Origin of the sequence: Chryseobacterium sp. C39-AII1 (assembly GCF_039672645.1) — a bacterium.
Lineage (GTDB): Bacteria > Bacteroidota > Bacteroidia > Flavobacteriales > Weeksellaceae > Chryseobacterium.
Window position 1 is genome coordinate 1 of sequence record NZ_JBDFPQ010000005.1, and the last position, 14,772, is coordinate 14,772.

Below are 14,772 nucleotides of genomic sequence, written 5' to 3' on the forward strand. Positions count from 1 at the left end.
TTGATATTTTTGACATATAAAATTCTTTTTATTAAGAGGTTTTCTTCTGATCCACCATGGTAAAAGTGATGACCAAACAACGTTCTATCCGGATTTGGAAGAAAACAGCAGCAGGGGAATAAAATCGGGGGCGATATCTTAAGTATCAATTGAGCTTCTGTCTTTATCCTGCTGCTTTTTATCTTAAGTTAATTTTTTTAACTAAAATACTCCTTTATTTTTCGCAAGGCAAACTTACCATTGAGCGGTATGTTTGAGCTCTTTTCTAGGTTCGGCTCGGCGGCGAAGCCGCCGAGCCGAACCTAGAAAAAGCGAGTAGCGAAAGCGGGAAATTGCTCCAAAAAAAAAATAAAACAACAATTCGACGAAGTCAAAAAGCTTCAAATAAAACTAATATTGCTTTTCGATGTAACCAAATAGCTCCTAAAAAATAATTACAGGAAGTCAAAAAATAAGCTAGCCCGTTTATTTTCAATATTCAAAACCTTATCTTTGCGGCTTTAAAATAAGATATGAAAGATTTAATGGGCAAAGCGATTTGGGATTTCTATCATGATGAAAATCCTGAAGATCTGCAAACTGAAACTTCAATTTCTGAGCTGGATGAACTTCCGGTGGATTATCTTTTCCGTGATTTTGAAGATATGAATGATATTGAACAAAAAGCGTTGGAATTATCTCAAGGAAAAACATTGGATATCGGAGCGGGAGCGGGTTCACATTCTTTATATCTCCAAAATGAAAAGAATCTGGATCTTACTGCATTGGATATTTCGCCAAAATCAATTGAAGTTTGTCAACTACGTGGAATCAAAAAAGCTGTTTCTCAAAATATGCTGGATTTTGAAGGTCAAACTTTCGATACCATCTTATTATTGATGAACGGAACAGGTATTTTTGGAAGTCTAGAGAAAATTGATATCTACCTTAAAAAGCTTCATTCTTTATTAAATGAAAACGGACAAATCCTGATTGACAGCACGGATATTCTGTATATGTTCGATAAAGATTATGATGGTGGAGTGTATATTCCTGCAGGCGGATATTATGGTGAATTAGATTATATCGTTCATTACAAAGGCGAATCAGAAGAGCCGATCAAATGGCTGTATCTTGACTTTTATACATTGAAAAATGCTTCAGAAAATAATGGTTTTAATATTGAGAAAGTTTTGCAGGATGAAGATTCTTATTTAGCGAGATTGACAAAGAAATAATTAAATTATAGATGCTTCGACAAGCTCTGCATGACATTTCTAATACTAACTGTTCACAATAGCTTTTCTTTTTAAGCGAATAGTATTCGCAATGTCATGCTGAGGTTCTCAATGCATTAAAAATAAAAATTCACATGAACCGCATTTGAATTTTTTTTGTTTCATAATGAAAAAATAGTATTTCATTTGTTTACTATAAGTTAAAAACCCTTGGAATCAGATAATTTGAAAAAAGCTTTTGTCCATCAAAATACATTATAGCAAGCGTAATCATGGCCAAAATGATAGGAAAGATTAGTGATGTTGATCTGTAAATGAATTTTTTTGGTAAAACGGCTACAGAAATAATCATCAGACTGATGCTTCCCAAGCCAATTATAAAAATTCTAGGATCATATCTCGAACGATCGTGAGGAAGATCAAGGGCGGATATTACATAGTTTTGTATGAAAAAATATAAAATACCAAAGGCTAAAGTAAGAATAGCCGGAATATATTTTTTTATTTTGATAAAATTTAAAAAAAGCAATATACTTCCGGGAATTGTACCAAATAAAAAACTAATCACTAAAATTGTACTTCTCGAATAAAGAGCAACAGCAGCCGGATCATCTGTTAAGTGTTCCTGCCAAAGTTCCTTTTCTTCCTGTAATTTTGTTTGTTCGGCGTTCTTTCTGTTTTGAATAACGTCCAAAATATCATTCTTTTCCTGTTGGGAAAAAATAGTTCCTCTCTCCTGAAGAATTTCGAAAGCTATTTGAATGGCTTTCGGAGTAAATCGACTGTCTTTTTGTATATACTTTTGTAATTCCTTGTCGGAAAGTTTATCTAAAACGCTTTTATTAACCATAATTCAGAAAAAAAGAGCATTGAAAAATGCTCTTTTCATATTGTTATTACCTCTAAAAATTATCCAATCTCAATACCATTCTCAACATTGCTGTCGTCTGGTGTTACGAAAGATAATTTTCCGTCTGGTTTTGTGGTTAATAATAACATTCCCTGAGATTCAATTCCTCTGATTTTTCTTGGTGCAAGATTTAATAAAATCATTACTTGTTTGCCAATAACTTCTTCCGGAGTGAAGCTTTCTGCAATTCCTGAAACTACAGTTCTTACGTCAACACCAGTGTCTACGGTCAGTTTTAATAATTTATCTGCTTTTTCAACTTTTTCAGCTTCTGTAATTGTCGCTGTTCTTAAGTCGATTTTCGTAAAATCATCAAAAGTGATTTCGTCTTTCATAGGATTTGCGTTAGGGTTTGTTTTTTTATTGTTTTGTTTCGTGTCTTCCAGCTTTTGGATTTGAGCTTCGATTACATTATCTTCGATTTTTGAGAAAAGAAGAGATGATTCATTGATTTTATGACCTGTTTCAATTAAAACAGATTTTGTTTGAACATCATTCCAATCCGATTTTTGAACATTAAACATATTCAATAATTTCTCAGAACTGAAAGGCATGAATGGTTCACATAACTGAGCCAAAGCAACAGCAATCTGAGCTCCAACAAATAATGAATGTGCAGCTTTTTCAGGGTTATCTTTAATCGTTTTCCAAGGCTCTTCCGTTTGAAGATATTGATTTCCGAAACGTGCTAAATTCATCAAAGCTGTTAAAGAATTTCTAAATTCATAGTTTTCTAAGAATCCTGAAATTTCACTTGCGGCTTTGTTTATTTCTTTTAATTCAGGAGTATTTACATCCCCTTGAGGAACAATTCCATCATAATATTTATGAATTAAAACAGCAACTCTATTAATAAAGTTTCCGAAAATTCCAACTAATTCAGAATTATTTTTAGTCTGAAAATCCTTCCAGGTAAAATTATTATCCTTAGTTTCCGGAGCTGAAGAAAGAAGAGCATATCTCAATACATCTTCCTGTCCAGGGAAATCTTCAACATATTCGTGTGCCCAAACTGCCCAGTTTCTTGAAGTTGAAATTTTATCGTTTTCAAGATTAAGGAATTCAAAAGCAGGAACGTTTTTCGGCATAATATAATCGCCGTGAGCCTTCATCATCGAAGGGAAAATAATACAATGGAACACAATATTATCCTTTCCGATAAAGTGAACTAAATCAGACTCTTCGCTTTGCCAGTAATCTTTCCAATCTTTTCCATTTTTCTCTGCCCATTCTTTGGTGAAAGAAATATATCCGATCGGCGCATCAAACCATACATAAAGCACTTTTCCTTCTGCACCCGGAAGTGGAACAGGAACTCCCCAGTTTAAATCTCTGGTCATAGCACGAGGTTTCAAACCGTCGTTTAACCAAGATTTAACCTGTCCGTAAACGTTCGGCTTCCAGTCATCTTTATGACCTTCAATAATCCATTCGTTTAGGAAATCTTCGTATTCGTTTAATGGAAGATACCAGTTTTTTGTTTCTTTTAAAATAGGAACGTTTCCACTTAACATTGATTTTGGATTAATCAACTCAGATGGAGAAAGGGTAGAACCACATTTTTCACACTGATCTCCGTAAGCATTTTCGTTTCCACAATTTGGGCAAGTTCCAACGATGTATCTATCAGCTAAGAATTCTCCGGCTTGCTCGTCGAAGTACTGCTCAGACATTTCTTCCGTGAATTTCCCTTTTTCATACAAAACCTTAAAGAAATCTTGGCTGGTTTCGTAATGGTTTTTAGAAGTTGTTCTCGAATATTCGTCAAAAGAAATCCCTAAATCTGAAAAAGATTTTTTAATGATCTCATGGTATTTGTCAACGATATCCTGAGGGGTTACTCCTTCTTTTTTTGCTCTGATGGTAATAGGAATCCCATGCTCATCTGAACCACAGATAAACGCTACATCTTTTCCTAATCTTCGCTGAAATCTTGCGTAAACATCCGCAGGAATATACACACCTGCCAAATGTCCTATATGAACCGGTCCGTTTGCATAAGGCAAAGCTGCCGTAATCATCTTTCTGTTTGACATTTATAGTTAAATTTTGACTGCAAAGATACGGATTCTCCCTGAAAATTGTTTGAATTACTGTTTTTAAAAGCTTTTGTCAAGATAAGGGATGCTCAAATGTTATATTTAGTTAAACGCATGTTTAACTTTTTGTTAAAATTAAATTAATATTATGTCTTGCATATTTTAATGTAAATAAATGGAAAACAGTTTTTTAACTTAAAACACTCGTTTAATCTACACAATTTTAACCAAATTTTTAATAAAATTAACATAATTCTAATTTTTTTTTAAATTGCAAGACTGACTTACAGTCTTTATTCTTAAAAAACGAAACTATATAAAAATAATATTGTGAGAAATTTTACAACGGTATTAAAAATAGCGCCCGCATTTCTATTGGCAAGTTCAATGATGCATGCGCAAACTAAGGACTCCACAACCAAGGAGAAAAAAATCGAGGAGGTTGTTTTGATTGGGTATGGAGCGAAGAAAAAGTCGGATCTTACAGGATCGGTAACGGCTGTTTCTGAAAAAGACTTCAATAAAGGCGCAATCGTTTCCGCTGATCAGTTGATTGCAGGAAAAGCACCTGGGGTTAGAATTACTAGTTCTGGAGGGGCTCCCGATTCTGCTCCGAATATTAGAATTCGTGGTGGTGCTTCTTTAACGGCAAATAATAATCCATTAATTGTGATTGATGGAATTCCGTTAGATTCGTCAAACCCAGCAGGGGTATCAAATCCTTTATCGCTTGTAAATCCTAATGACATTGAATCTTTTTCAATTTTAAAAGATGCTTCTGCAACTGCAATCTATGGTTCTCGAGCTTCAAATGGTGTAATCATTATTACAACTAAAAAAGGAACTTCGGGGAAAATGCGAATCAACTATAGTGGTAATATATCAATAGGTAAGGTTACCAAAACCTTGGATGTGATGGATGGCCCTACTTTTGAGAAATTCATTAACGAATATAATCCTACATTTTCAAGTATGTTGGGTGTTACTGAAAATGGCCAACAAAAAATGTATAATACCAATTGGCAGGATGAAATTTTCAGAACTTCAGTTTCAACCGATCATAATTTAAGTATCAGATCTAATTTATTTAAATCGATGCCAGCAAGATTCTCATTAGGGTATAATAATACTCAGGGACTTGTAAAAACTAATGATTATGATAGATATACTGCTTCCTTTAAATTAACGCCAACATTTCTGGACAATCATTTGAAAGTTGATATTAATGTGAAAAATATCATTTCAAAAAAGAATACAATTGATGAGGGCGGCGCTATTGGTGGTGCTATCACAGCAGACCCTACAAAACCAGTATACAATGAAGATGGAAGCTATTATCAGACATTTAATGGTTATTTAATGACGGGTGCAACCAATCCTCTTGCAGTACTTACACAAAGAACAAGACCTGAAAAAGTACAAAAGTTCTTAGGAAATGTAGAATTGGATTATAAGATGCACTTTTTGCCTGATTTAAGAGCGGTATTAAATTTAGGAGCTGAATCTTCGCATGCCGAAATTCGAGAACTGTATGCTAATAATGCTTTGCAATCTTATAGAACTGTTTATGAGAATAGTGTTCCAGTGGGTGGCATTTATAATCCAGGGCTAAATTATGGTGAGGATCAAAATATTTTTAACAGATTGTTGGATGCTTATTTAGTTTACAGTAAAAACTATGGCGATAAGTTTATTTCAAAATTTGATATTCAAGGAGGTTATTCTTATCAGAATTTTGATAATAAAGGAACAAAGCAGCTATTTAATACAGATTCTCCAACAGGTGTTCGTCAGGAGTCTCCATATAGTAAATACGCAAATAATTACAGAAATGTATTAAATATTCAGTCTTTCTTTGGTAGAGCAAACATTGATATTGAAAATAAGTATCTATTCACTTTAAGTTACAGGGCAGACGGATCTTCATTATTCCCGACAAACAATAGATGGGGACATTTCCCTGCAGCTGCTTTTGCATGGAAAGTAAATGATGAAAAATGGATGCAAAATTCGGGATTTTCGGAGTTGAAGTTGAGATTGGGCTGGGGTAAGACAGGGCAACAAGATATTACAGGAGCTGCAGGCTTTTATCCTTATAGTCCTTTATATGAAATTGGGGACATTAGATATTTCTATTTCCCAAGAACTGTTTTGCCAGACGGAAGCATTATTCCGGAATTGTTTACAGCATTACCATATAATCAAAATTTAACATGGGAAAAAACGACTACTTATAATGCCGGGCTTGATTTTAGTACAAAAAACAGAAGATTATCAGGTTCATTAGAATATTATCATAGAAAAACAACGGATTTATTAGCCAGAGTTCCTTTTCCTTCGGGGCAAATGCTTTCTAATGAATTTGTAGATAATGTAGGAAGCCTTACAAATAAAGGTTTTGAAGCTTCATTAAATTTAGTTCCGATAAAAACAAGCAATATTAACTGGGAATTAAACGGAAATATTGCTTATAATATTGGAAATGTGGATGATTTAAAAGGTAGAGAAAAAGTTGCTGCATCAGAATCTTCATTATCATTTGCAGGAACAGGAGTTCTTCTTGCGCAGCACGCAGTAGGGCAGCAGCCTTATTCTGCTTGGGTTTACCAACAGGTTTATGATAACGATGGAAGGGTTTTACCTGGAGTTTTTGTAGATAGAAACGGAGATGGCCAAATAAACGATGAAGATAAATATTTTGCTCCTTTGAGACCTAATTGGACATTCGGTTTTGGAACATTATTTAATTATAAAAACTTTGATTTATCAGCTAGTTTTAGAGGGCAGATTGGAGGAAAGGTTTATTATGCAGCTAGAGTAAACAGAGGATATACGGAAGCTTCAAATCCTGTAAATAGTAATAGCTTATACAATGTTCTTAACTTTTATGATGGAGCGGCTGATCCTAGATTTGCAAGCAAAACAGATGTAGAAGGTTTGTCTGACTATAATTTACATGATGCAACTTTTTTACGTTGTGAAAATATAACATTAGGATATAAGTTTGATAAATTATTTAAAGGAACTACTTTAAGAGTGTACGGATCTGTAAATAACGCATTTATTATTACTAATAATTATGTAGGGCAGGATCCTGAAAACTTCAATTCCATAGATGCTAACTTCTATCCAAGACCAAGAGTATATACATTTGGAGTAAATCTTGACTTTTAAAAATTTGACATACAATGAAACTTAATAAATTCAAAATAATATTTTTATCATTCGCTTTAGTTGCTACAACTTCTTGTTTGAATGAATTAAATACAGAGCCTGAGTATCTTTTAACTTTGGATCAATTGCTAGAATCACAGCCCAATGCAGCAAATGGTTTGCTGGCAAAAGTATATGCTTCTTTATCTATGTCTAGTGCGAAAGGTCCGGGTGAGGCAGATATTACTGGAGACGACAAAGGTGAAACAGTTTTCTTAAGAGGTATTATAAATCTTGAAGACTTTACGGCAGACGGAATGAAGAACAGATGGGGAGACAATGGTTTAGACCAGCTGACGACAACTACGAACTGGACTGCTGATAACAAATTTTTCAGATATCTTTTTGATAGAGTTTACTACACAGTTCCTCAGGCAAATGCATTAATTGAGGCTTTTGGTAAAGCAGATATTGCTAACAAAGAGCAGTATATTAGTGAATTGCGTTTTATCAGAGCTTTCTCTTATTTTTATATGATTGATTGCTTCGGTAAAGGTGTAATCATTACTGAAAAAGATCTCGGAAGTACTGTTCCAAAGGAGCAAGCATCAAGAAAAGAATTATTTGATTATGTTGAAAGCGAATTATTAGCCATTGAGCCTACTATTGCTAAATCTACTGAATATGGCCATGTAAATAAGGCTACCGTACAAATGCTATTATCAAGGTTATATCTTAATGCACAGGTTTATACGGGCACAGCGAGATGGAATGATGCGGCAACGTATGCAAAGAAAGTGATTGATGAGGGAGGATATTCTATTGATACCAATTTTGTAAGAATGTTTTCGGCAGATAACAATATGTCGCCTGAAATTATCTTCCCATTAATTGCAGATCCTATTGGAACTCAAAGTTATGGTAATTCAACATATATTATCAACGGTAATACGGGAGGAAGCCCATCTACAGTAAGCCCTGCACTTTTCGGTATGAAAGGAGACGGTTGGGGTGGTCACAGAGCTACAAAAGCTTGGTATGGCCTATTTGGTAATAGTTTAACAGACTTTAATAGTGGCAGTGCAAGCTTATTAGCTGCAACTTCGGATCAAAGAGGAAAATTATTCTGGCAGACCAATCATAATTATGAAATGACTGATTATAAAACATGGACTGATGGTTACCCGTCTGTTAAATTTAGAAATCTAAATACAACAGGCTCTTCAGAAGCTACAGACTTTTCGGGCTCCGATTTTCCAGTTTTTAGATTGGCAGAAGCTTACCTTACCTATGCAGAATGTGCTGTGCGAGGAGCTTCAACAGCTAATGTTTCTCAAGCACTTACTTATATTAATGATTTAAGATCAAAAAGAACTACATCGCAAGTAACGGCAGGAAATATCACTTTAGATTTTATTTTAGCGGAAAGAGGAAGAGAATTTAATTTGGAAGGACAAAGAAGAACGGACTTAATTAGATTTGATAAATTTACAGGAGGAACATATTTATGGCCTTGGAAAGGAGGTGTACAAAATGGAACATCTATATCTCCTAACTACAATGTGTTTCCTATTCCGAATTCAGCATTGTCAGCTAATCCAAATTTGACTCAAAATCCTGGTTTTTAACATTTATTATTGAATAGTTATGAAAAATATATTTAAAATATTACTTGTCTTTTTCCTTGGATTTTTAGTAATTTCTTGTGAAGATGATGATAAAATAACAATTGGTCAGGTAACTGCATCTTCATTAAGTTCAGATAAAACCTCATTGGTTTTAGAAAGTGCTAATGATGATGATACCTCAGTTACATTTAACTGGACAAATACCAAATATGATGCGACAATTGTTGTAGAAAATACATTAGAGTTTGCAATAAAAGGAACCGATTTTGCCGCTCCAAAATCTACAACATTAGCAGCAGCAGATGTGAAACACTCATATACTGTTAAGGAATTGAATGCTATTGTTTTATCTTTAGGAATCACTTCAGCAACTGCAACTGATATTGAAGTTCGTTTAAAATCTCAAGTTAAAAATTATTCTACTACGTACTCTAATGTGATTAACTTAACGGTTACACCATATATAAATGGTCCTGTATACAATTATACAGATTTGTATTTAATTGGAGACGCTACAGCAGGGGCGTGGGATAATACAGCAACAAATGCTAAAATATATCCTTTACAAAAATCTGCAACGACGGGTGTATATTCTTATACGGGTTATTTTGCTGCTGGAGGATTTAAAATGATAAAAACTCCGGGAAGTTGGGATGTACAATATGGTTTAGGATCTTCAGCAGGAGTTTTAAGTACAGATGGAGGTTCAGGAAATATTAGCGTAGCTACAGCAGGATATTATAAATTAACAATTAATATTATCTCTCTTACTTATACATTTGTGTCAGTAACTCCTCCAACAACTACTTATACTTCAATTTCAATGATTGGTAGTGCTTCAGGCGATTGGAATACAGATGTTGATTTGCAAAAAAACACATTTGATGCGCACATTTGGGTGAAGAAAAATGTAGAGCTTAAAGCTGGAGAGTTTAAATTTAGAGCAAACCACGATTGGGGAACTAACTGGGGAACGGCTCAGGAGTTTTTTGGAGTAGGTGATATTGGTGGAGGAAACATTCCTGTAAGCACACAATTCAATTATGATGTCTATTTTAATGATATCACAGGAGAGTTTTCTTTTATTCCATTATTCTAAATCTCCTTAAAAAATTAACCTTAATTTAATCTGAACAACAGAGCAAAGTGCTGCTTTACAACAGCACTTTCTTTATTTTTAAAGTTTATATAAATAGTCATTATGAAGAAAATTACAGTTGGAGCTTTTTTGCTCTCAATGATGTTTGCGGGTGTTAATGCACAGTCTTTAAAATCGCCGGACGGAAAATTCGAAATGGATTTCCAATTGAAAGCAGGCGTTCCTTACTACAACCTTAAATACAACGGTAAAACAGTTGTTGAGGATTCTAAATTGGGATTGAGATTATTTAAAGATACTTCTATAAAATTTGCCTCAGAAATCGCGAAGCCTGAAGATGCTAAATTCGATCTGAACAGCGGTTTCACAAAAACAGAAGAAAAAAGAGATTCTAAAAATGAAACCTGGCAACCGGTTTTAGGTGAAAAGAAAAACTATATCAACAATTACAACGAATTGGCAGTTACGCTGAATCAGGCAACTACTGAAAGAAGTATTGTTGTGAAATTCAGATTGTTCAATGATGGTTTAGGTTTCAGATATGAATTTCCTCAACAGAAAAATCTGAACTATTTCGTAATCAGAGAAGAGGATTCTGAATTCGATTTTCCTACAGATATGAAATCTTGGTGGATGGTTGCAGATTACGATTCTCAGGAATACCAGTATCAGGAAACAAAAGTTTCTGAAATTCCTGCAAGATGGCCAAAAGCGGCAGATGCCAATGCATCTCAGACATTGATCAAAAATGCAGTTCAGTCTCCTTTAATGCTTAAAAAAGAAGGTAAAGAACCTTTATACATCAACGTTGCGGAAGCGGCTGTTTTAGATTATCCGGCCTCTCACCTAGAAGTAGATGCTACGAATTTTAAGCTTAAAACTCACCTTACAGCCGACAGACAGGGAGCAAAAGGATATATTCAAACACCTTCTGTAACGCCGTGGAGAACGATTATCGTTTCGCCAAAAGCAGAAGATGTAATGGATTCTAAAATGATCTTCAACCTAAACGAGCCTACAAAATATACAGATACTTCTTACATTCACCCAACAAAATACATGGGTGTTTGGTGGGAAATGATCATCGGAAAATCTCAGTGGGCATACGGTCAGCCGGAATCTAACGTGCGTCTTGGCGTAACCGATTTCTCTAAATTAACGCCAAACGGAAAACACGCTGCCAACAATACAAAAGTTAAGGAATATATCGATTTTGCATCTGAAAACGGTTTCCAGGGATTATTGATTGAAGGCTGGAATGTTGGTTGGGAAGACTGGTTCGGTCACTCAAAAGAATATGTATTCGATTTTATCACGCCATATCCAGATTTCGACATTAAAATGTTGAATGAATATGCGCATTCAAAAGGAATTAAACTAATCATGCATCACGAAACTTCAGGCTCGGCGACGAATTATGAAAGATGGTCTGATAAAGCATTCCAGTTGATGAACAAATATGGTTATGATGCGGTGAAAACTGGTTATGTTGGAGACATCATTCCAAGAGGAGAGCACCATTATTCTCAATGGACAATCAATCATTTCTACAGAATTGCTGAGAAAGCGAATGAGTATAAAATTATGGTAAATTCTCACGAATCGGTTCGTCCGACAGGAGAAAGCCGTACTTATCCAAACTACATTTCTGCTGAAGCCGCTCGTGGAACGGAATATGAAGCTTTTGGAGGAAACAATCCGGATCATCAGACGATTCTTCCGTTTACAAGATGGATGGGAGGTTCTATGGATTACACGCCGGGAATTTTCCAGACAAAACTAGATTATTATTTCCCTGGAGATACTCGTTTTGTGAAAACAACGCTGGCAAAGCAGTTGGCTCTTTATGTAACGATGTATATGCCGCTTCAGATGGCAGCTGATCTTCCTGAAAACTACAAAAAGCACATGGATGCTTTCCAATTTATCAAAGATGTGGCAGCAGATTGGGATGATACGAAGATTTTATCGGCAGAACCGGGAGATTATGTGGTAACTGCAAGAAAAGCAAAAGGTACCGATAATTGGTTTGTAGGAGGAATTACCGATGAAAACAAACGTGATTACAGTGTAGATTTCTCTTTCCTGGATAAAGGTCAGAAGTATGAAGCAACGATCTATGAAGATGGAAAAGATGCAGATTACATCAACAATCCTCAAAGCTATAATATCTACAAAAAGCAGATCACGAGTAAATCTAAGATCAACTTTAAAATGGTAAGAAGTGGAGGGTTTGCGATATCTATTAAGAAAATAAACTAATAATTTTTTAATTAAAATTGTTTTTTACTGTGAAATTAATTTTCTATATTTGGTGAGATAAGTAAATTAATAACCAAAATTCATTTTATGAAAAAGAAATTTAAGATCACGAGTAATCTTGAACAAAAAGAAATTCTAAAAAAATCAATCCAAACTTCAGACAAAGAAAATGTAGATCTTTATAAGGCTATTTTTGGAGGTGTCGGAATCACTAATCCTGGAACAGGAATTGGAGGTGGTACAGATCCTAATTGTGGAATTTTGGCAGTAACAGGAGCTTCAGCTGCTTATGACAGAGCACCTGATCAATTTTTAAGAGCTTAAAAATTACTGATTTTTAAAACTTAAGTTCTTCGTTAGTAAAATAACGGAGAACTTTGTTTATTGATATAGATATGGTGACTTCTTTTGTTCTGAAGGTTGCAAGTAGGTGTAACCTTAATTGTTCTTATTGCTACATGTATAATTTAGGAGATAAAACCTACTTAAAGCAGCCTAAATTTATGTCTATGGATACCATTCGGATTTTTGCTCAAAAATTATCTCGTTATGGTACTGAAAATAGTTTAAAATCTTTTCAGATCGTATTTCATGGTGGTGAACCACTATTATATCCAAAAGAATTTTATCGCGAAAGTATAAAGATATTCAGAGAGCTACTTAACAATTCTTATTTTGATTTTGTCATTCAAACTAATGGTGTTGGCCTAGATGAAGAGTGGTATGATCTTTTTAATGAATTAAATATTCGCGTTGGAATTAGTATGGATGGGCCTAAAGAATATCATGATAAGTATAGAGTTTTTCATAATGGTAAAGGCTCTTATGATGATGTTCAGCAGGCCATAGAGCTAGGTTTGAATAAAGGAATGCATGGTGTTTTATCTGTTGTTAATCTTAATATAACTCCAATCGAGCTGTATCAGGAGTTCAAAAATCTAAATATACCAAGCTTTAATCTTCTTCTGCCAGACGGACATTTTGATAAGTTACCTGATGATACGATAAAAGAAAAAGTGAATACCAGTGGTTATACTCCATACGCGGATTGGTTGATTGAATTGTTCGAAATATGGAAAAGTGATTCTAAAAGACCGGACATGAGGTTTTTTAAAACTTTAATTCAACTTATTGTGGGTGAAGAAGTGGGCGATCAAATGATTGGTTTAAAAAAGAATGGTGTTGCAGTATTGGAAACGAATGGGAATCTTGAAGTAGCAGATTCTATCAGAGCTTGTTACGAAGGAATTACCAGAAATGAAATTAATATCCATACCCATGAAATTGATGCTGTATTAGAAGACCCTCTGTTTGATATATATATTAACTCCCACCAAATGGTAAATGAGAAATGTCTTAATTGTCCAATATATGAAATATGTGGTGGAGGTTTTTTATTAAATAGATATTCTAATGAAAACGGTTTTGATAATCCTACAATTTATTGTCACGATATGATAAAGTTAGTTACTCATATTCAAAACGATCTTATTGATAGTTTGCCTGCGGATGTTTGTAAAGAGATGCAACTTTCAAAAGTTTCCTATTTAGAAATTGTAGAAGAGTTGGAAAATAAAACTTCTTTTACAATTCACGAAAATATTAAAGATAAATTATTAGCCTACAGTTTAGTATGATTTTAAAGAAAGGTATTAAAGTTTATGATCGTCATATTGAAAATATAAAAGATCAAATTTGGATTAATACAGGTGTTTCTCTGGTAGATAATAAAAATCCTGAGATTGAATACTTTCGTAATGCTTATTTACCAAATACAGATTGGCATAAACTTACTGATTTAGAGCATAAACAAATTTTAACAGATATTGCTGATGGCGAAATGTTTAATACTTTGGCAATCGGTTTTATTCCAGATTCGTTACAAGATTTGTTTAAAAAATTCAACCTGCATGAATGTGAATCTCTTTTTGATGTTCCAAAGAAATTTGAAAAAGATGAAGAATTAACAAAAAAAATAAATGATACACTGAATGTATTTTTGAGTGAAAAATCTAGTGAAAATAATTATAAATTTCACAGAATTGCAAGATCACTTGCTGATATGCAGAGTACTACTTTTCATCATTTAGGGCAAAATCAATTTAAGTATACGGGTTTACATATAGATAAAAGTAAATTGTTTACTCCCCATACTGCCTATAAATCGAATAACAGAATTTCTATCAATATTAGTATAGAATCACGCTATCTGTATTTTATTAATTTGACACTAAGACAAATTTATGGGATGGTTCAAAAAAAGTATTCAGAAAAAATAACCTCGGAAAATATTGTGGAACAATTTTTTATTTTATATCCGGAATATCCTGTTTTAAAACTCGAAATAAAACCTTATCAATACTACATTGCGCCTACAGACAATTTTATTCATGATGGTACTACACTTGGCAATAAAGAGTTTGATATAACTATGGTTTATGTAGGAGTTTTTGATAAATATTAA

10 protein-coding genes are annotated in these 14,772 nt (G+C 33.9%); 8 read left to right on the top strand and 2 right to left on the bottom strand.

Annotation, left to right across the window (positions count from 1 at the left end; genetic code table 11):
* The first annotated feature begins 512 nt into the window (after nucleotides 1-512).
* Nucleotides 513-1,217, top strand: coding sequence for a class I SAM-dependent methyltransferase (locus ABEG63_RS09720; protein WP_346584359.1), 705 nt, complete (start codon nucleotides 513-515; stop codon nucleotides 1,215-1,217).
* Nucleotides 1,218-1,410: 193 nt separating this feature from the next.
* Here the strand turns inward: ABEG63_RS09720 and ABEG63_RS09725 are convergent, their stop codons facing one another.
* Nucleotides 1,411-2,067, bottom strand: coding sequence for a hypothetical protein (locus ABEG63_RS09725; RefSeq protein WP_346584361.1), 657 nt, complete (start codon nucleotides 2,065-2,067; stop codon nucleotides 1,411-1,413).
* 59 nt (nucleotides 2,068-2,126) lie between these two features.
* A complete protein-coding gene (metG, locus tag ABEG63_RS09730) occupies nucleotides 2,127-4,163 on the bottom strand; it encodes a methionine--tRNA ligase (protein WP_346584362.1) in 2,037 nt (678 codons plus the stop codon).
* Nucleotides 4,164-4,496: 333 nt separating this feature from the next.
* On the opposite strand from metG, the gene ABEG63_RS09735 reads away from it, so the two are divergent.
* From ABEG63_RS09735 to ABEG63_RS09765, 7 genes are all read left to right on the top strand, one after another.
* Nucleotides 4,497-7,340, top strand: coding sequence for a SusC/RagA family TonB-linked outer membrane protein (locus ABEG63_RS09735; RefSeq protein WP_346584364.1), 2,844 nt, complete (start codon nucleotides 4,497-4,499; stop codon nucleotides 7,338-7,340).
* A 14-nt stretch (nucleotides 7,341-7,354) separates the two neighbouring features.
* Complete coding sequence (locus ABEG63_RS09740; protein ID WP_346584366.1) at nucleotides 7,355-8,947, top strand: RagB/SusD family nutrient uptake outer membrane protein; 1,593 nt, start codon at nucleotides 7,355-7,357, stop codon at nucleotides 8,945-8,947.
* A 19-nt stretch (nucleotides 8,948-8,966) separates the two neighbouring features.
* A complete protein-coding gene (locus ABEG63_RS09745) occupies nucleotides 8,967-10,046 on the top strand; it encodes a SusE domain-containing protein (protein WP_346584368.1) in 1,080 nt (359 codons plus the stop codon).
* A 102-nt stretch (nucleotides 10,047-10,148) separates the two neighbouring features.
* Complete coding sequence (locus ABEG63_RS09750; protein ID WP_267405420.1) at nucleotides 10,149-12,308, top strand: glycoside hydrolase family 97 protein; 2,160 nt, start codon at nucleotides 10,149-10,151, stop codon at nucleotides 12,306-12,308.
* A gap of 87 nt (nucleotides 12,309-12,395) precedes the next feature.
* The gene (locus ABEG63_RS09755; protein WP_267405419.1) at nucleotides 12,396-12,632 is read left to right on the top strand and encodes a hypothetical protein; all 237 of its coding nucleotides are present in this window, start codon (nucleotides 12,396-12,398) and stop codon (nucleotides 12,630-12,632) included.
* Between the two features lie 71 nt (nucleotides 12,633-12,703).
* Entirely contained in the window at nucleotides 12,704-13,945 is a 1,242-nt protein-coding gene (locus tag ABEG63_RS09760) for a radical SAM protein (RefSeq protein WP_346584764.1), read from the top strand.
* Complete coding sequence (locus tag ABEG63_RS09765) at nucleotides 13,942-14,772, top strand: hypothetical protein (protein WP_346584371.1); 831 nt, start codon at nucleotides 13,942-13,944, stop codon at nucleotides 14,770-14,772. Before ABEG63_RS09760 ends, ABEG63_RS09765 begins: the two co-directional genes overlap by 4 nt.